Consider the following 17793-nt stretch of genomic DNA (forward strand, 5'->3'; position numbering starts at 1 on the left):
AAAACCGCCTAAGCGGTTTTTTATGGGGTCATTTTATTTTTTCACTTTTGCATTGGCAAAGGCATCAGCAAACGCATTTCCCATCATGGCATTGCCTGTGTCGCGCTTAGGTTTGGGCGCTCGCGATTGGTTTGCATTGTTGCCACGTGGCTTTTGCACCGCCGCAGGGGCAGCTTTATTGCTAGTGTCTATCTCGTCATCTAGGCGCATGGTAAAGCTAATACGTTTACGTGCAGCGTCAACTTCAACCACTTTCACTTTAACGATGTCACCAGCTTTAACCACTTCTCGTGGGTCTGAAATAAACTTATTAGTAATAGCCGAAATATGCACTAATCCATCTTGATGTACGCCAACATCCACAAATGCGCCAAAATTAGCTACGTTCGATACCACGCCTTCTAAAATCATTCCTGGTTTTAAATCACTAATTTTTTCAACGCCTGCTTTAAACTCAGCAGTTTTAAATTCAGGGCGCGGATCGCGACCCGGCTTATCAAGTTCGCTAATAATATCGGTCACGGTAGGCAGACCAAATTTATCGTCAATATAGTCATTTGCAGCGAGCTTATTTAAAAACTCTTTGTTACCAATGAGGTTATTTACGTCTACCTGATTGTGCTCACAAATACGCTTAACGATAGGGTATGCTTCAGGGTGAACTGATGAGTTGTCTAGTGGATCGCTGCCATTGTTAATGCGTAAAAAGCCGGCTGCTTGTTCAAATGCTTTTGGCCCTAAGCGTTCTACTTTTTTCAACTGACTACGTTTTGTAAATGACCCATTTGTATCACGGTAGCTTACAATATTTTGCGCTAAGGTTTTGTTTAAACCAGAGACACGTGCAAGCAAAGGTACAGAGGCCATATTTAAATCAACACCTACACTGTTTACACAGTCTTCTACCACTGAGATTAGGCTTTGTCCTAGTTGGCTTTGTGATACATCATGTTGATATTGGCCTACACCAATAGACTTAGGCTCTATTTTAACCAATTCAGCCAATGGATCTTGAAGGCGACGTGCAATAGATACGGCACCACGTAAAGATACATCTAAATCTGGAAATTCATTAGCAGCGAATTCAGAAGCAGAGTAAACCGAAGCGCCGGCCTCACTGACCATGATTTTATTTAGTTTAAGCTCAGTATTGGCTTTGATAAGTTCGCCAACTAGTTTATCTGATTCGCGAGAAGCGGTACCGTTACCAATCGCAATGAGCTCAACTTTATGCTGGCGACATAATTGCTCGAGCGTGCGTAATGATTTATCCCAATGATTTTGTGGTGCATGTGGAAAAATCGTTTGGGTAGCAAGCAGCTTACCTGTGCTATCAACCACGGCAATTTTACAACCGGTACGTAAACCAGGATCTAAGCCTAACGTAGTACGAGGACCTGCAGGGGCTGCCATCAATAAGTCTTTTAAGTTTTTAGCAAATACATCAATGGCACCGGTTTCGGCCTTTTCACGCATTGCGGCTAAAAATTCATTTTCTAGATGTAATCCAAGCTTAATTTTCCACGCCCATTGCACCACAGTTAATAACCAAGCGCTGGCAGGTTTGTTTTTAATATCTAGGCGGTAATGATCGCTGATCATCTGTGCACACAATTGCGCTGGGTTTTCAGCGTTAGGCTCAGGATTAATAGTTAACTGTAAAATACCTTCATTACGTGCTCTTAGCATGGCTAATGCTCGATGCGAGGGGACTTTTTTTAATGGTTCTTGATGTTCAAAGTAGTCTCGGTATTTAGCCCCGGCTTGTTCTTGGCCATCAATAAGTTTACTTTCAATCGCTCCATTTTGACTAATATGACTTCTAAATTTAGCGAGTAATTTAGCGTCTTCAGCAAAGCGCTCCATCAAAATAAACTTAGCACCATCAAGCGCTGCTTTAGTATCGACAATCGCTTTTTCGGCATTAATAAATTTTGCAGCCTCAGTGTCTGGGTCAAGCATTGGATCGTTAAATAACGCATCAGCTAGTGGTTCTAAACCGGCTTCAATAGCTATTTGACCTTTAGTGCGGCGCTTTGCTTTATAAGGTAAATATAAGTCTTCTAGTTCGGTTTTACTTTGTGCAGCTTTAATATCAGCCGCTAATTCAGCACTAAGCTTATTTTGTGATTCTATCGTCGACAGGATAAATCCACGACGCTCTTCAAGTTCACGCAAATAAGATAAACGTTGTTCTAGAAGGCGTAGTTGGGTGTCATCTAATCCACCGGTCACTTCTTTTCTGTAACGGGCAATAAAGGGGACGGTTGCGCCTTCATCAAGTAACTTTGTTGCTGCAACCACTTGTTGCTGCTGTGCATTTAGCTCCGTTGCTAAACGTGCAGAGATATCGCTCATGCAAAAACCTTTTAATACAAAAAATAAGACCAGCTAAAAAGTTAACTGATGCGTCAATGTCTTGAATAATATCACAGGGGAGGGTAATAAAAAGCTCTTAAAGCAAGCTATTTTACTTGCTTTAAGATGCCATTGCTGGGGCAATAAAAAGCGGATTTAGTGAGGGTGCTCTACACTTTCGAGTACTTCACTAAATGTGTGCGCTATTGGGCTAATATGAACAGGAATTTGCAGCTTACGTGCTATATCGCGTGCTGAAATTAAACCACTTATTTCATTATTAGCCGCAGTAACTAATATAAACATAGCGCCATGATGCTCCATAGTTTGCAGTGCATCACCGATACATGAATAGCTTAAGCTTTTCATACTTACACCCATTAAATTACTCAGCGGTGTCATTAAATAGCGTAAGCTAATTTCACTACGAGGCAAGCCTAAACGCTGCGATAAAATCATGATTTTTGAGCTTTGTAAATCAGCACTTGCGACAATACCAATTAGTTTTTGTTGTTCGTCAGTCACTAAAATAAAATCAGAGGGCTGAGCATTTAACTGTTTTGATGCTTGTTCAATGGTTGTATCAAACGCTGCGCGCATAGGACTTGTTTGAGTAAAGCTAGTTACTATACGTGTTGCTGGAGAGGTTAAATCAATCACAGCCTCATTAGTAAAAGTATCAGCAATAGTGCCATGCGAAATGTCTTGGGTACGGAGTTCTTTAAAGTTAGACATAATATCCACCTAAATAAATAGTTATAAAAATTTAATAATGTTTAAAAGCAAGTTATTAAATTAAATAACGGGTGGCGCTCGCGGGTTTGCATTACTGTAGGCAGTGGCTAAAAATCGACTTTCATAATGAAAGAAAAACGCTAAAGGAAGTGGTTGGATTTCTCTAAGCGCAATAACACCATCAAGAGAATCTATATCGGTGTCGAGGTTTGCTTGGTCAGGGGAGTCACAAACAATAAATTCAGCTGGAGCAAAACCAGCATCAAGTTTGTTATTTTTAGGTGCGCCATGCAATGTCAAACTCACACTCATGAAGAGTGCAAACACGAGAGCATTTTGTAATATGCGCGCTGTTATGTTTGACATAATGGTGACCTTAATTAACTACTCTCAAGTTAATACAACATTACTTGAGTAACTTTAGTTATAGCTTACTCAGATAATATAAACAATAAAAAGTTAATGTGATCTGAATCAAAACTAAGCGATGTCATTTTTGATAGGTAATGTTATTTACGTACCACTGCTTAGCACCTTGAGGAGTCATGACCTCAAAATCATCGTCTACTTGTTTTTTTAATAGCGCTCGCGCCATTGGTGAATCGATAGAAATATAGTCGTTGCGATCATAAATTTCATCGGGGCCGACAATTCTAAAATTTTTACACTCACCGGCCTCGTTTTCTATTTCTACCCACGCTCCAAAAAAAACTTTGCCGTCTTGTACGGGTGAGTAGTCAACAATTTTTAGATCGGGGATGCGTTTTCGTAAATAGCGAACACGACGGTCAATTTGGCGTAGTAAACGTTTGTTGTACTGATAGTCTGCGTTTTCAGAGCGATCACCTAGACTAGCAGCCCAGCTCACTATTTTAGTTACTTCTGGGCGTTTTTCATTCCAAAGATGATCATGTTCTTGCTGCAATTGTAAATAACCTTCGCGAGTAATTAAATTTGTTTTCACGCTGAGTTCTTGTTTAATCTTCATGTGTGGCAAGGTATTAAAATAAAGGCAGCTTGTCGAGATAAAATAGCTATCAATGAATTTGAAATGTTCAGTAACAATCTAAGCACTTAATTAGTTTTTTATTATTAAGTTTTTCATTTATATTAACGATTAATAAATTATAAAAATAAGCAACAAATTATGGGACAAGAGACAGTAAAAGTATTGGTGGTTGATGACGATAAACGTTTGCGTAGTTTGCTGGAACGCTACTTGGTAGAGCAAGGGTTTATTGTCAGAACAGCTGCGGATTCAGAGCAAATGGATAGACTAATTGAGCGTGAAAACTTTCATCTAATGGTGCTTGATTTAATGCTGCCCGGCGAAGATGGGCTTTCTATTTGTAGACGTTTACGCCAAAAAGAAAACCAAATCCCTATTGTTATGCTTACCGCCAAAGGTGATGAAGTAGACCGCATTATTGGCCTAGAACTCGGCGCTGACGATTATATTCCGAAACCATTTAACCCTCGCGAGCTATTAGCACGTATAAAAGCTATTTTACGTCGCCAATCAAAAGAAGTACCAGGGGCGCCTTCAGCGCAGGAGAACTTAATTGCGTTTGGTAAATTTACCCTAAATTTAGCCACCCGCGAAATGAGTGAAGGCGATAACACGGTGTCACTCACTAGTGGTGAATTTGCGGTGCTAAAAGCGTTAGTGTCTCATCCGCGTGAGCCATTAAGTCGTGATAAATTAATGAACTTAGCTAGAGGGCGAGACTACAGTGCGCTTGAGCGCAGTATTGATGTTCAAGTATCACGTCTTCGTAGGATGATCGAAGTCGATGCCGCTAACCCACGCTATATTCAAACGGTATGGGGTTTAGGTTATGTATTTGTTCCTGACGGTGAAAAGTAATCATTATGGGAATGTTTCCGCGTAGTGCGTTTGGACAAACCGTATTTTTGGTTGCCGCTTTGTTGCTTATTAACCAAATAGTCTCCTACGTCACGGTAAGTTTATATGTGGTTAAACCCACCATTGAACAAGTTAATTTAATGCTGGCTAAGCAAATTAAAACCGTGTTTATTGATTGGGAAGATGGCGTTGAAGTCACCGATGAAGTCTCTGAGAAGTTTTTTGAAATAACCGGCATTGAAGTAATGACTCAGCGTGAAGCTATGCGTCATGGTTTAGGCCAAAGTCGTGAGTATTCTGGGCTATCGCGTAGTATGTCTGAGCAATTAAATGGCTTTTCTCGGGTGCGCATTAGTCAAACTGATCCGCTTATTTATTGGGTAGAAGCCCCGCAGGCGCCGGGTTATTGGGTCAAAGTGCCGCTCACCGGATTTAAAGAAAGTAACCTTGAGTTTTTAACCTTTTATCTTTCTAGTATCGGCTTTTTAAGTGTACTAGGAGGTTGGTTATTTGCCAGGCATTTGAACCGACCACTAAAAGCATTACAACAAGCTGCGATAAAAGTAGGGGTAGGCGACTTTAGTACCAAGTTACAAGAGCAAGGGTCGAGCGAGGTTATTGAGGTAACGCGCGCCTTTAATCAAATGTCGCGAGGTATTGCTGCCCTTGAAAACGACCGTCGATTACTTATGGCCGGTGTTTCTCATGATTTACGCACACCGCTTACGCGTATTCGTTTAGCCACAGAAATGATGGTTGATGAAGATGATTATTTACGTGAAGGCATTATTTACGATATTGAAGATATGAATGGCATTATCGATCAATTTATCGAATATTTACGCCATCATAAACGTGAAGAACAAACCTGCGAAGATATTAATGCGCTCCTTGGTGAAGTCGTACAAAGTGAGCTTAAGCATCAACGGGTGATCACGTTTAAACCGAATCCTAATATTGGAAAAATTCCCATAAGTAGTGTCGCGATTAAGCGAGTAGTGACCAATATGATAGAAAATGCACTACGCTACTCAGAGGGTGATATTGAAGTACTCAGTTATTTTAATTCCAATAAAAAATATGTGGTTATTGCGGTCAACGATAGTGGTCCGGGTATTCCTGAAAGCGAGTTGGAGTCAGTATTTGAACCGTTTAAACAAGGTGATGCAGCTCGCGGTAGTGAAGGTAGCGGCCTAGGCCTTGCAATTATTAAGCGTATTATCGATATGCATGGCGGCAAGGTGGTGCTCTCTAATCGCCCTGAAGGTGGTTTGAGTGCGCAAATATACCTACCGATAAAGGTTACTAATCCAAGCTAATAACGCTATCTGCATGGTTGCAGATAGCGTTAATTTATTATCTAGAGTTCAGATTAACTACTAGAGGGCTTTAAAACGAATGGCTGTACCGCCACTGGTGGCCAATTTTAATGTTAGCTTATCGCTTGCGGTAACAGTGCGTTTTTCAATGCTTAAATCATAAGGATTGTTCTTCCATTCAGCGTTTTTACCGTCTTGGTAGATTTGCGCTTCAAACTGTTTATCTTTATCTAAAAAGTCGAGTTTAATCTCAATGGTGCGGGCATTTTCGTCGGTAACTGCACCTAAGTACCAATCGTTCCCTGAATAGTTATCGCGCTTGCGCTCTTTGCGTGCAAATACAATAAAATCGCCTACTTCGCCATCAAGCGCAATACTTTGCTGCCAATCGGTCGGTACGTCTTGAATGAACTGAAAAGCATCGGGTTTAGCTAAATAATTCCGTGGTAAATCGGCCGCCATTTGAATTGGGCTGTACATTACTACATACAATGCTAATTGCTTTGCTAGTGTTGTTTGTGGGCGATTTGTATCGCCCCCTAAGCCATTAAAGCTCATATCAAAAATACCAGGGGTAAAGTCCATTGGTCCTGCCAGCATACGCGTAAAGGCAAGCATGGGAATGTGTTCTGGTGGATTGGGTGGTGTGCCCCATGCGTTAAACTCTTGACCACGCGCACCTTCACGGGCAATCCAGTTAGGGTAAGTGCGGCGCAGACCCGTGTCTTTTATTGGTTCATGTGTGTTGATGCTTAGCTTGTATTTAGCGGCAAGTTTAATGTTATGTAAGTATTCATTTACCATAAATTGGCCGTCATGCCATTCAAAGCGGGCAATGCCGTTTTCATCTATGCGTTTTATATTGCCACCATCGGCCACATAACCAGTTTTTATTTGGCTTACATTTGATTTTTCGTAAAGCGCAAAAGCATCTTCCATTTGGTCGCGATAATTACTAACATTGCCAGAGGTTTCATGATGACCAATTAACTGCACCCCTTTTTCTTTACCGTACTGTGTAAGCGCTGCAATATCGAAATCGTCATAAGGCTGAGTAAAGCTAAATACATCACCATTATAAAACCAGTCGCCATCCCAACCTGTGTTCCAACCTTCAACTAATACGCCGTCAAAGTCATACTCAGCGGCAAAGTCCATATAGTATTTAGTATTTTTTGTGGTGGCACCGTGTTTTTCTCCACTGCCCCAAGTTGTTTCATTGATGTGCATTCCCCACCAAATACCTACATATTTACCTGGTTTAACCCACGACACATCACCGAGTTTATTTGGCTCATTCAGGTTTAAAATAATATCTGAATTAACTAAGTCTATCGCTCGCTCACCTATTTGAATGGTGCGCCAAGGAGTATTGAATGCGCCGCGCTTCTTAACCGCAATGCCATCAGACCACGGTGTTAAATCGGCACTAAACGTACCTGGGCGACGCTGGTTAAGCACCATCCCTGCATAATCTACCAGAGCTGCTTCATGAATGCTGACATGTACACCGTTACCATTTTTAAAGGTAAAAGGGGTATGAACAAGTGCAGCATCTTGTAAGTCTGTGGTGTTATAGACATATTCATAACGGTTCCAACCGCGAGCAGGTATCCACCATGCGGTGGTTTTATCTTTTGCGGCAATAGCAAATTCGGTCAGTTCTTTAGTAATTTCAGTTTTTTCAAAATCGGCTTGCTTAGGGACTTCATAGCGAAACCCTACACCGCTATCAAAAGCTTTAAATCGCACAGTGTATGTGCCAGCGTGGGGAGCAGGTTTATTAAAGGTAACGGCAATTTCATTGTGCTTATCAACAACGGTTTGACGCTCTCCCCAAGGCTGCTGCCATTGGCTATCGGTTTGTGAGCGGGTTACTTCACTAATAACAAAGCCGTCATCAAATGGTGCTTGGCTTTTAAATCTAAAACCTAAGCGTGACTGCTCGATAACAGGCTTACCATTAAAGCTAATAGAGTAATGAGGGGATGGTGATTGATCAGAAATGGTAATTTTAATTTTTTGATCAGGTGATTTCAGCGTGGCCTCTTTTGCAAAAGCACTGCTTGCAAGTAAAGCAACTAGTAGTAAAGGTAATCTCATTGTGTGTCCTTGATGTCAAACCGTAGGTTATGAGCATAAAGTGATGAACACACTATTACGAGATAGCTGCATACGTATTCAATTAATTAGCTAAAAAAGAGTGTGTTAATTAATCTGCAAAACTTTATGTAATTTAGTTCTATAATAAATAAAAAGAATTTAACAAGAAGAAAATATGCTGAAAATTTTACTCGCTATTTTAGGTTGTATCATTGTTTTTAAGAGCAGTGCAGCAACGGTTACTGTTTATAATAACAACCAAAAAGTTCAAGAAAATGTTGTTGTTTGGCTAGCTCCAGAGCAAGCCTCTGGCGTGAATATAAATAAATCACTTTTCACTATGACACAAAAGAATCGCCAATTTACGCCACATATCTTAGTCGTTGAAAAAAACAGCCAAGTTGAATTTCCTAACGCTGACTCGATAATGCATCACGTGTATTCATTTTCTAAAAGCAAAACATTTGAATTAAAGCTTTATCGAGAACAACCACAAGATCCAATTACATTTGAACAAACAGGAGTTGTGGAGCTTGGTTGTAATATTCATGATTGGATGTTGGGTTACATTGTTGTTGTGGATAGCCCATATTATGCAATCACCAATGAGCAAGGAGTAGCATCGTTCGATATCCCAAATGGAGCCTATAAACTAAATGTTTGGCATGAAGGCTTTAGAGATATTAGCAACATAGAGTCGCAAAAAGTTGTTATAACTAACAATAAATTAAGTTATCAGTTAAAACAAAAACTAACTTTGCCTATTAGGGTTGAAGTTGATGAGTTTGACGATTATGAATAGTCTATTGCGCTTAGCCGTTGTTATTTGCTTGTTGAGTGTTTTTTCAGCCAACGCACAAGTTAAAGGTTTGCTGCAAGTAAGGGCAGTGCAAGCTGATTCACAACTAAGCTGGCAAGAGGGTGGAATTGGTTTATATCGCCATGATGCGGCTAATCAAGGTGTGGTTTTATCTCAGGGAATTATTAATTTAATTGCAGATATAAGTTCCAGCTGGTCTGCCCATGCTGTAGTTAATTTATATCAAGATCCAAAAAGTACCTTGGGGGTTAGTCAGGCTTATCTGCAATATAAACCTTTAGTTCGCAGTGATTATAAATGGCATATTAAAGTGGGTGGCTTTTATCCACAATTGTCATTAGAAAATCCTGATATGGGTTGGTTATCTGCATATAACTATACCAATTCGGCAATTAACTCTTGGGTAGGTGAAGAGCTGCGAACGCTAGGTGTTGAAGCAACAATTAAACGCCCAGCCCGTAATTTTAATAGTGCCCATAGTTTTAGTTTGGTTGGTGCGACATTTAAAGGTAACGATCCTGCGGGGACATTACTCGCTTGGCGAGGCTTTGCTTTGCATGATCGCCAAACAACACTTAATGAGACTCTCGCTTTTGCGCCTGTAGCGTCTTTAAATACTCCACAGTTACAATTTCAAGCAAACCAAGTTTTACCGTTTGAAGAGGTCGATGGGCGATTTGGTTATTACGTTGGTGGACATTGGGATTATTTAAAAAAGTCTCAGTTGCGAGTGTACTACTATGATAACAATGGTGACCCTGGCGCTCTTAATTATAATACGGGTCAATATGCCTGGGATACTCGATTTTTAAGTGTCGCATGGCTAAATAAATTTACACCGAAAACACGATTAATTATCCAAATAATGTCGGGTGGTACGGCTATGGGTCAAAAACGCGGTGTTGATACTCGATTTTACAGTCATTTTGCATTATTGAGTCATAAAATAAAACGCCACCGTTTCTCAGTACGTTACGATTATTTTGAGGTGACAGACAAAGATGATTGGATGTTTGACCCTAATGCAAGTTATGGCGAGGGACTAACAGCAACTTGGCGTTATCAGCTTACACCACAATGGCAAATAGGTGTTGAGGGGTCAGCGCTTCATAGCCAAGCAGATAACCGAGTAGCTATGAATAAAGAATCGAGGATATCGCAGCAGCAAATAGCATTAAATGCTCAGTTTCGGTTTTAGTTAGTAGAAAAAAGAGAAACATATAAGGGCTCTTGCGAGCCCTACTTTGTATTAATGGCTTTTTATTTTTTGTTAAAAGCGCGTTTCATGTAATTAGGTGTTGCGAGTGCACCGTGATGAATACCGCCATTGTAGTATTCACTATGCTCAGCAATTATGGCTGCGCCGTCTTCTCTAAAACCGTTAAATGCTTCAGATTTGCGAGCTAGCGTCACCGACCACAACCCACTTGGATAAATAGGTTGTGGGAATGGCAGGGTTTGCAAGTCGTTAAAACCAACACTTAGCATAGCTTCGCGCATTTCAACCAGTAGTGGCATATGCATAAGTGGCGATTCACTTTGTTGTACGAGTATTCCACCAGGGCGAAGTGCGTTTAAACAGCTAGTATAAAACGCATGGTTAAATAAACCCTCACCAGGGCCTACCGGATCAGTTCCATCAACAATCACTACATCAATAGACTCACCAGCTGCTTCACGCATATATTTAATGCCATCGTCAAACATCACAGTGGCACGTGGATCGTTATTTGATTCACATAACTCTGGGAAGTACTTTAACGACATTTGGGTAACTACTTCGTCAATATCGATTTGTGTCACAGTTTCTACACTTGGGTGCTTAAGCACTTCACGTAATGTACCGCAATCGCCGCCGCCAATAATAACCACATTTTTAGGGTTTGGGTGTGCTAGTAATGCTGGGTGGCTGATCATTTCATGATAAAAAAAGTTTTCACGGCTACTCACCATAGTGCAACCATCAATGATCATTAAATTACCAAAGTCTGTGGTTTCAAACATTTCTACTTTTTGAAAAGGAGACTGTTTTTCATCTAACTTTTTGTTAATACGTAATGAAAATGCGCTGCCATCGCGGTCGCTAATTTCAGTAAACCACTTACTTTGATCTAAATTTGCCATAGTTGTTGTTACACTTTTGGTTGAGTATGAAAAAAGGAGGCAATTCTGCCAGTGCTTGCGCTATTGCTCAATCAAATTTTACGCTCTTTAGCGAATAAAGTTAGCTATAAAGAGGGGAAAGTTCAATTTTTGTTAGCTTAGCAGATAGTGACGTATTAAAATGCCCCTTTACACCTAATTTAATAAAGAAGAGTTGCCATGACTTGGGGTTTAGAAACAGCACGTGCTACATACAATGTTGCTCATTGGAGCGATGGTTATTTTGATATTAACGCACAAGGTGAATTGATAGCCTATCCGGATGGCGACCAAACAAAACCTGCCATTTCTTTAAGCCAGCTTACTGAGCAATTTAAACAGCAAGGATTAACCTTACCTGTATTGGTGCGCTTTACCGATATTTTAAAAAACCGTGTAGATACGCTCACCAATGCGTTTACTCAAGCGCGTAGCAACCGTGCATATAATGGTAAATACACCTGTGTTTACCCTATAAAAGTAAATCAACAGCGCTCTGTAGTCAGTAAACTATTGGCACACCCAAGTGGTTTAGTGGGGCTTGAAGCTGGTTCTAAACCTGAACTAATGGCAATTTTAGGTGTGGCAAAAGAGCCTATTACTATTGTATGTAACGGCTACAAAGACAGTGAGTTTTTACGTTTAGCCTGTATTGGTCAAGCAATGGGGCACAGCGTTAAAATTGTGGTTGAAAAACTCTCTGAGCTAACCACACTGCTGGAAGAAATTGATAATTTAGGTATTGAGCCTGCTATTGGTATTCGCATTCGCCTAAATTCGGTTGGTAAAGGTAAATGGCAAAATACCGGTGGTGAAAAAGGTAAGTTTGGCTTAACTGCAGGACAAGTACTCAGTGCAGTGGAAGTGCTCAAGCAACATAACAAGTTGCATTTAATGCAAATGGTACATTTTCATATTGGTTCTCAAATTGCCAATATTCGCGATATTCATCGTGCTTTGCGCGAATGTGCTCGCCATTTTGCTGAATTAACTCAATACGGTGTACCGCTCAATACTGTTGATGTGGGTGGCGGGCTTGGCGTTGACTACGAAGGTTCAGGCTCACGTAGTGCTTGCTCAATGAACTACACAGTCGAAGAATATGCGCGTAATGTAGTAAATGCATTTGCCGAGGTGTGCGACCAACATAACTTAGCTCACCCTGCAATTATTACCGAATCTGGCCGTGCTCTTACTGCACATCATGCGGTGCTTATTACCGATGTGATTGATGTTGAAAAAGCACCAAATCATTTAAACCCAGAACCACCTGTTAAAAACAGTGCCTTAGTATTGGATGAAATGTGGCAGTGTTTACAACGTTTGAACCCGCGTATGGCATTAGAGATTTATCATGATGCAATGCACTTATTTAGTGAAGCACACGATCAATACGTACATGGTTTAGTAAGCATGCTAGAGTGGGCGAAAATAGAGCAGCTTTACTTTACTATTTTACATCGCGTTCGTGCTTCATTAAGCTCTAATGCACGAGCTCACCGCGAAGTGCTGGATGATTTAAACGAAAAACTAGCCGATAAACTGTTTGTGAATTTTTCATTATTTCAGTCGTTACCCGATGTGTGGGGCATTCAGCAGTTATTTCCGGTTATGCCCATCGAAAACCTAACGCAGCCGCTTACTCAGCGCGCTATTATCCAAGACATTACTTGTGATTCTGACGGGCAAATACGTGAGTACGTTGAAGGTGCAGGAATTGAAACCAGTTTACCTATTCCTGAATATACACAAGGTCAGCAGTATCATATTGCGATGTTTATGGTAGGGGCATACCAAGAGATTTTAGGTGATTTACATAACTTATTTGGTGATACCGATTCAGTCCATGTTGAGCTTAATAAGCAAGGATATGTGTTAACCAATGCCATTAAAGGTGACAGCGTTAAGGATGTATTAAAATTTGTTGATTATGATAGCGAGTTATTAGCTGATAACTTTGCCACTCAAATTAATAAACTTGACGTATCAGAACACTGTAAAGAAGGGTACCTAGCCGAGCTCAATGCAGGGCTTGAAGGCTACACCTATTTTGAAGATTAATTTAGTTGCATAGTTAAGTGCGGTCATTCGTGGCTGCACGATGTTTAAAGGAATAGAAGTAATGTCAGTTATTCGCAGTGTATTTAGTATTTTCTTTTACACAATAAACACTCTTTTTTGGTTTGTACCTATTTTTATTTGTGGCATCGTTAAGCTAATCCCAATTAAGGGACTTCAAAAATTAATGAGCTGGACAGCCAAGCAGTGTGCCTCTATTTGGGTGACGTTTAACACGCTAAATCAAACGTTATTAACGTCAACAAAGCTAAATGTAACCGGTCTAGAAGAGCTAAAATTGAAAGATTGGTACTTAGTTATTGCGAACCACCAAAGCTGGGTGGATATTTTAGTGTTACAGCGAGTGTTTAACCGCAAAATACCTTTTTTAAACTTCTTTTTGAAAAAAGAGCTTATTTATGTACCTGTTTTAGGTTTGTGTTGGTGGGCGCTCGACTTTCCTTTTATGACCCGCACCAGTAAAAGCCAATTAAAAAAGAATCCTAAATTGCGTGGTAAAGATTTAGAAACGACTCGTAAAGCGTGTGAAAAATTTAAAGAAATGCCGGTTAGTGTGGTTAACTTTGTTGAAGGTACGCGTTTTACAGCGCAAAAGCATGCGCGCCAAAATAGCCCGTTTCCTCACTTACTTAAACCGAAAGCGGGTGGTGTGGCTTTTGTAATGCAAGCTATGGGTGAGCAAATTTCTAAGGTGGTAAATGTCACTATTCATTACCCTGAGGGCATTCCTACTTTTATGGATTTTGCAGCCGGTAAAGTAAAACACATTGATGTACATGTTGAAGTAAAAGGCGTTAGTGACGACTTAATTGGTGATTACACAAATGATCCTGACTTTAGAGTACGTTTTCAAACTGAATTAAATCGCGTGTGGGAAGAAAAGAACCAGACGCTCGTTAATTTCAAACAAAAATAAAAAATGAGCTAACAGTTATGCTAAAAAAATGGTTACCTAATTGGTTAAATGGCTTAATTGTTGGCTGTGTTTTATTCGCTAATTTAATAATATTTGGCGCATTAGTACTTATCCTAGGGTTAGTTAAATTGGTTTTGCCCATACCCGTAGTAAGTAAATTATTACACAGTGCGTACAAGGGGTGGTGTAAAGGTAACCGCTTAGGGCTATGGCTAGGCTGTAATGATATTAAAGTTAATATTAGTGGGGAGGTGAATGCCAATAGTTGGTATTTGCTAATCAGTAATCATATTAGCTGGCTTGATATTGCGGTATTAAGCTCGTTGGATGCATTGCCAGCTCCTAAGTTTTTTTTAAAAGATGAGCTTAAGTATGTGCCATTTATAGGCACTGGTGCGTGGGCAATGGGTATGCCCTTTATGAAACGGGTGAGCAAAGCGCAATTGGTAAAAAATCCCAATTTAAAAGGCTTAGATGTCGAGCGCACTAAGCGCAGTTGCCGTAACTTTCGTCATCATCCTACAACCATAGTTAATTTTGTAGAAGGTACACGTTTTACTGCGCAAAAGCATAAGCATCAACAAAGCCCTTTTCAGCATTTATTAAAGCCTAAGGCTGGTGGAACTGCTTTTGCCTTAGAAGTTTTAAACGAGCAATTTGACGCTATGCTTAACACTAGTTTAGTGTATAGCGGTAAGTCAGATCATGTGTGTCGTAATATTTTAAAAGGCGAACTAGAGTCTATTAATATTACAATTGAGGTGATGCCAATAAATACACAGATGATTGGCAGTTACCAAACAGATCACGCATTTAGAGCCGAGTTTCAGCAATATTTAAATAATTTATGGACAAAAAAAGATAAGCAATTAAGCGCTATTCATATTCAGCAAGCTAGTACTGAATTAACTCCCAGTAAGGAAATTGAAATACCATGACCAAAACACACCTACAGGAGCTAATTACTCCTTGGTTTGAAAAAGTCCCCGATGCTTTTTTTCTCAGCGCAATCACGGCCTCATCCATTGGCATCCTTTCGTTATTATTTGTTTACTTATTTACCCGTCGCTTAATGTTACCGGGTATTCAAAAGGTGGTGACTAAACTCTCTCCTGAGCGTATTGGTTCATTGTCACCTATGTTGACCAAGCTGAATAAACGAATTGCTTGCTTGTTATGTTGTGTGCTTTTTTTAGCCACATTTGATAGTGTTTATCCCGTTAATGAAATTGCCCAAGAGATCCTTAAAACCATTGGCCAAGCATTATTAATTATTTATATAGGTTTTATTATTAGCAGCATAGTGAGCATTGCTGGCGCTATTTATAACCAACTAGACTTTGCCCGCGAAGTGCCTATTCAAGGGCTAATTCAAGTAGTGAAGCTGATCACCTTTATTGTGTGTTCAATATTAATTGTTAGTATTGTGCTTGAAAAATCGCCGACTTATATTCTCTCTGGTTTTGGTGCGATCGCCGCTGTTACTTTATTAGTATTTAAAGACACCATATTAGGTTTTGTCGCCAGCATTCAAATTGCCGCTAATCGTTTAGTGACCTATGGGGACTGGATCCAAGTAGATAACTACGGCGCCGATGGCGAAGTAATTGATTTAGGGCTTAATACTGTAAAAGTGCGTAACTGGGACAACACCATAACGACTATACCAACTTATATGCTGGTGGCCGGTTCATTTAAAAATTGGCGCGGTATGCAGGAGTCTGGTGGGCGACGTATTAAACGTTCTTTAAACATTGATATGAACAGCATCTTTTTAGTTGATGATGACTTTAAAGCGCAAATAGAAGCGGCAATACCACTGCAAGAATATATTCGACTAGGCACACTTCCCGATCCGGTGTCTAACTTAGGGCTATTTCGTCGCTATGCAGAGGGTTACTTAAAACAACACAGTAAAATCAATACCTCGCTCACACTCATGGTGCGTGAACTACAACCGCTTAACCATGGCCTCCCGATTGAGTTTTACTGCTTTAGTGAAGACAAACGTTGGATATCTTACGAGCATTTACAAGCTGAAATTATGGATCATTTACTGGCCGTATTACCGGTGTTTGGACTGCGCGCTTATCAAAGTGTTAGTGGGCAGTTAAGCCCAGCTGACGGGGTAAATATGGCGGGCAAACCTAGTATTAAAGTGCCCAATAATGCTGTCCAAGGCCAACACCAATAAACAATAATAATAGCCACCAAATAGGTGGCTTTTTCATACGTAGCCACGCAAATGCAGCAATCACTAATGCAATATGCCACACACTATTAATAGCTGAAGTCCAAATGGGCGAATACAATGCTGCAGCTAAAAAGCCAACCACGGCGGCATTAAGCGCGGCAATTGAGCTGGCAAAGCGGGGCTTACTGGCTAAATTAATCCAGCTTTTCTGAAATGCCAACATGAGTAAAAACCCTGGGGTAAATATCAATAATGTAGCTATGATTGCGCCCATTATTGGCTGCTCGGTATTTAGCTGCGCGCCTAAGTAGGTGGCTATTGTAAACATAGGCCCAGGTATAGCCTGAGCACTGGCGTAAGCCGTTAAAAATTGATCATCACTTAACGTTGGCACACCCGCTTGAAGTACTGGCAACACAACATGCCCGCCACCAAATACCATAGCACCAGCTTGGTAAAAAGGCGCAAATAACGCAAATTCTTGCCCTATTGGAATAAAGCTAACTCCAAGCAGTAGCGCAAATAAACTAAGTGCAACCCAGTTAACTTTCCCCTGATCACTGCTAGTTTGCTGTGATAAATCACTTAATTTTAAGAGTGGCCAGATAGCGCCGACTGCGGCCGCAATCAGTAAAATAATAATTTGTGTACTTAACATCGGCAGTAGAACAAGAGCTAGGGTGCTTATAACTGCAATTAGCTTAAGGATTAGATTGCTGCAAAAGCTTTTGGCCATACTAAGGGTCGCATCGGCAACAATCACTACAGCAAAGAGCTTCAATCCGGTGATCACAGCAAAATAAACGGCGTCAAATTGGTGAGCACTAATAGCAAGCAGTGTCATTATTAAAAAAGAAGGCAAGGTAAAACCAATAAATGCGGTGATGCCACCGAGTACACCTGCACGCTCTACTCCAATTGCAAAGCTAACCTGACTAGAGCCAGGGCCAGGCAAAGCTTGGCTGAGGCTTATTAGCTGTGAATAGCGACTGATACTTAACCAGCGCAGCGAATCAACAAAGTGATGTTTAAAGTAACCTAAATGGGCGGCAGGGCCGCCAAAACTCATGCAGCCAAGCAAAAAAAACTGCCTAAAAATCGCAATTAACATAGTGGCCATCGCCTTTTTGATAAATCATTAAAGTGTCACAAATAAGTATGACATTTTTATGAAACGCTATCATTAGTCCGTATGAAGTAAGTAATAATACGTGTTTTACGTTACTCTTCATTTTTGGTTCATACAAATGTTTGCATAAT

At 40.4% G+C, this 17793-nt stretch carries 15 protein-coding genes; 8 read left to right on the top strand and 7 right to left on the bottom strand.

Annotation, left to right across the window (positions count from 1 at the left end; translation table 11 throughout):
- Positions 1-33: 33 nt before the first annotated feature.
- From P3J6_RS03005 to greB, 4 genes are all read right to left on the bottom strand, one after another.
- A complete protein-coding gene (locus P3J6_RS03005; protein WP_198522201.1) occupies positions 34-2358 on the bottom strand; it encodes a Tex family protein in 2325 nt (774 codons plus the stop codon).
- Positions 2359-2514: 156 nt separating this feature from the next.
- Positions 2515-3093 (bottom strand): CBS domain-containing protein, encoded by a 579-nt coding sequence (locus P3J6_RS03010; RefSeq protein WP_138608328.1) that lies wholly within the window; start codon positions 3091-3093, stop codon positions 2515-2517.
- A gap of 60 nt (positions 3094-3153) precedes the next feature.
- Positions 3154-3459 carry a hypothetical protein gene (locus P3J6_RS03015; RefSeq protein ID WP_198522202.1) on the bottom strand — a complete coding sequence of 102 codons (306 nt, stop codon included), beginning with the start codon at positions 3457-3459 and terminating at the stop codon, positions 3154-3156.
- A gap of 124 nt (positions 3460-3583) precedes the next feature.
- The gene (gene greB / locus P3J6_RS03020; protein WP_010392431.1) at positions 3584-4057 is read right to left on the bottom strand and encodes a transcription elongation factor GreB; all 474 of its coding nucleotides are present in this window, start codon (positions 4055-4057) and stop codon (positions 3584-3586) included.
- Positions 4058-4240: 183 nt separating this feature from the next.
- On the opposite strand from greB, the gene ompR reads away from it, so the two are divergent.
- Positions 4241-4960, top strand: coding sequence for an osmolarity response regulator transcription factor OmpR (ompR, locus tag P3J6_RS03025; RefSeq protein WP_008109519.1), 720 nt, complete (start codon positions 4241-4243; stop codon positions 4958-4960).
- Positions 4961-4965: 5 nt separating this feature from the next.
- Positions 4966-6279 carry a two-component system sensor histidine kinase EnvZ gene (gene envZ, locus P3J6_RS03030; protein ID WP_010392436.1) on the top strand — a complete coding sequence of 438 codons (1314 nt, stop codon included), beginning with the start codon at positions 4966-4968 and terminating at the stop codon, positions 6277-6279.
- 60 nt (positions 6280-6339) lie between these two features.
- On the opposite strand, the gene P3J6_RS03035 is transcribed toward envZ, so the two are convergent.
- Positions 6340-8382: a glycoside hydrolase family 97 protein gene (locus P3J6_RS03035; protein WP_198522203.1), complete on the bottom strand. Its 2043-nt coding sequence runs from the start codon at positions 8380-8382 to the stop codon at positions 6340-6342.
- 175 nt (positions 8383-8557) lie between these two features.
- Between P3J6_RS03035 and P3J6_RS03040 the strand changes: the two genes are divergently transcribed.
- Positions 8558-9184: a methylamine utilization protein gene (locus P3J6_RS03040; RefSeq protein WP_198522204.1), complete on the top strand. Its 627-nt coding sequence runs from the start codon at positions 8558-8560 to the stop codon at positions 9182-9184.
- A complete protein-coding gene (locus P3J6_RS03045; RefSeq protein WP_232735463.1) occupies positions 9177-10400 on the top strand; it encodes a hypothetical protein in 1224 nt (407 codons plus the stop codon). Before P3J6_RS03040 ends, P3J6_RS03045 begins: the two co-directional genes overlap by 8 nt.
- 62 nt (positions 10401-10462) lie before the next feature.
- On the opposite strand, the gene speE is transcribed toward P3J6_RS03045, so the two are convergent.
- On the bottom strand, positions 10463-11326 hold the full coding sequence (gene speE / locus P3J6_RS03050; RefSeq protein WP_138608318.1) for a polyamine aminopropyltransferase: 864 nt from the start codon (positions 11324-11326) through the stop codon (positions 10463-10465).
- Positions 11327-11524: 198 nt separating this feature from the next.
- Between speE and speA the strand changes: the two genes are divergently transcribed.
- The 4 genes from speA (at position 11525) to P3J6_RS03070 (ending at position 16533) form a co-directional block, all read left to right on the top strand.
- Entirely contained in the window at positions 11525-13405 is a 1881-nt protein-coding gene (speA, locus tag P3J6_RS03055; protein ID WP_198522206.1) for a biosynthetic arginine decarboxylase, read from the top strand.
- 61 nt (positions 13406-13466) lie between these two features.
- A complete protein-coding gene (locus P3J6_RS03060; RefSeq protein WP_138608315.1) occupies positions 13467-14339 on the top strand; it encodes an acyltransferase in 873 nt (290 codons plus the stop codon).
- Between the two features lie 17 nt (positions 14340-14356).
- Positions 14357-15277 carry an acetyltransferase gene (locus P3J6_RS03065; protein ID WP_198522207.1) on the top strand — a complete coding sequence of 307 codons (921 nt, stop codon included), beginning with the start codon at positions 14357-14359 and terminating at the stop codon, positions 15275-15277.
- Positions 15274-16533, top strand: a complete 1260-nt coding sequence (locus tag P3J6_RS03070; protein WP_055012721.1) for a mechanosensitive ion channel family protein — start codon at positions 15274-15276, stop codon at positions 16531-16533. The genes P3J6_RS03065 and P3J6_RS03070 overlap by 4 nt, the downstream gene beginning before the upstream one ends.
- Here the strand turns inward: P3J6_RS03070 and chrA are convergent.
- Positions 16493-17644 (bottom strand): chromate efflux transporter, encoded by a 1152-nt coding sequence (chrA, locus tag P3J6_RS03075; protein ID WP_198522208.1) that lies wholly within the window; start codon positions 17642-17644, stop codon positions 16493-16495. The two genes, P3J6_RS03070 and chrA, sit on opposite strands and share 41 nt — an antisense overlap.
- Positions 17645-17793: the final 149 nt, after the last annotated feature.

It is taken from the genome of Pseudoalteromonas sp. 3J6, from assembly GCF_903995135.1.
Lineage (GTDB): Bacteria > Pseudomonadota > Gammaproteobacteria > Enterobacterales > Alteromonadaceae > Pseudoalteromonas.

Bases quoted from the DNA above. Each gene is read 5' to 3' on its own strand.
- P3J6_RS03005 (WP_198522201.1), bottom strand. From the start codon at position 2,358: ATGAGCGATATCTCTGCACGTTTAGCAACGGAGCTAAATGCACAGCAG.
- P3J6_RS03010 (WP_138608328.1), bottom strand. From the start codon at position 3,093: ATGTCTAACTTTAAAGAACTCCGTACCCAAGACATTTCGCATGGCACT.
- P3J6_RS03015 (WP_198522202.1), bottom strand. From the start codon at position 3,459: ATGTCAAACATAACAGCGCGCATATTACAAAATGCTCTCGTGTTTGCA.
- ompR (WP_008109519.1), top strand. From the start codon at position 4,241: ATGGGACAAGAGACAGTAAAAGTATTGGTGGTTGATGACGATAAACGT.
- envZ (WP_010392436.1), top strand. From the start codon at position 4,966: ATGGGAATGTTTCCGCGTAGTGCGTTTGGACAAACCGTATTTTTGGTT.
- P3J6_RS03035 (WP_198522203.1), bottom strand. From the start codon at position 8,382: ATGAGATTACCTTTACTACTAGTTGCTTTACTTGCAAGCAGTGCTTTT.
- P3J6_RS03040 (WP_198522204.1), top strand. From the start codon at position 8,558: ATGCTGAAAATTTTACTCGCTATTTTAGGTTGTATCATTGTTTTTAAG.
- P3J6_RS03045 (WP_232735463.1), top strand. From the start codon at position 9,177: ATGAATAGTCTATTGCGCTTAGCCGTTGTTATTTGCTTGTTGAGTGTT.
- speE (WP_138608318.1), bottom strand. From the start codon at position 11,326: ATGGCAAATTTAGATCAAAGTAAGTGGTTTACTGAAATTAGCGACCGC.
- speA (WP_198522206.1), top strand. From the start codon at position 11,525: ATGACTTGGGGTTTAGAAACAGCACGTGCTACATACAATGTTGCTCAT.
- P3J6_RS03060 (WP_138608315.1), top strand. From the start codon at position 13,467: ATGTCAGTTATTCGCAGTGTATTTAGTATTTTCTTTTACACAATAAAC.
- P3J6_RS03065 (WP_198522207.1), top strand. From the start codon at position 14,357: ATGCTAAAAAAATGGTTACCTAATTGGTTAAATGGCTTAATTGTTGGC.
- P3J6_RS03070 (WP_055012721.1), top strand. From the start codon at position 15,274: ATGACCAAAACACACCTACAGGAGCTAATTACTCCTTGGTTTGAAAAA.
- chrA (WP_198522208.1), bottom strand. From the start codon at position 17,644: ATGTTAATTGCGATTTTTAGGCAGTTTTTTTTGCTTGGCTGCATGAGT.